Genomic DNA, 859 nt, shown 5'->3' on the forward strand with positions numbered 1-859 from the left:
GTTGTCATCCAGCGATCGACCCGGCCATTCCCCAGTGTTTGCGCGGCAAAACGCCGATTCGTGATCCCGCCCGCGCGGGGCTGGCGAGCAGTTCAACGCCCCTGCGCTACCCAGCGCGACCGCGGCGTCCCGGAGGGAGCAACCCACGGCTGCGGGCCTTCGCGACCCAGCCCTGTGCGGTGCTGAGGGCGACGCCATTGACTTGCGCCATCGTCGCTGACGGATTGTCGTCACCCTGGCCGGAGAGCTTGCCGTGTTGTAGTGCGACGAGTTCGTAGAAGTCGGGCACCTGCTTGGGGTTGCCGAGCGGTTTTAGGAGTTCGCGGTCGCTGATTTTGCGGCCGCTCGGGAGGACGACCTGGTCGCCGGTGACGGTGGTGACGCGCTTCATGGCGAAGAGGCGTTTGTTGATCGCTGCCTCGATCTTCGCGGTCGGGAGTTCTCGCAGGAGGTGGCTGGTGATGGGGTCGCCTGGTCGCCAGGGTAGGTAGATCACGCCGGTGATGCGCACTTCTTCCGGGGTGGCGTAGAGCTGTCGCTGCAAGCGGATCATCACGCGCGTGGCGGTCGCTTCGTGCTCGATGTAACGCCAGCGCCCCTCGGCGGTTTCGTTCTGCTCGGAGGCGCCGTCGCCGCCGCCCGGCGCCTGGTCGTCGTAGCCGAGCACACGGTCCATCTCGTCGCTGGCATCGTCGGCGCGCTCGCCAGGGAAGCGGGTGGCGAGGTGCCAACCGGCGGGCAGGTCGGCCTGGGTGAGCAAGCCGTCTGCGGCCTGATCCCAGGGGCGGGGCGTCGGAAGTGCCATGCGCACGAGATTATCGGGGAAGGGGCCCCTATCTCATGTGGTTGCAAGGACGCG

The 859-nt window shown here is 67.5% G+C and carries 1 protein-coding gene; it reads right to left on the bottom strand.

Annotation, left to right across the window (positions count from 1 at the left end; translation table 11 throughout):
• Positions 1-106: 106 nt before the first annotated feature.
• A complete protein-coding gene (locus tag GD970_RS21410; protein WP_152204896.1) occupies positions 107-805 on the bottom strand; it encodes a hypothetical protein in 699 nt (232 codons plus the stop codon).
• Between the last annotated feature and the right edge of the window lie 54 nt (positions 806-859).

This window comes from Georgenia thermotolerans (assembly GCF_009193185.1).
GTDB classification, from domain to species: domain Bacteria; phylum Actinomycetota; class Actinomycetes; order Actinomycetales; family Actinomycetaceae; genus Georgenia; species Georgenia thermotolerans.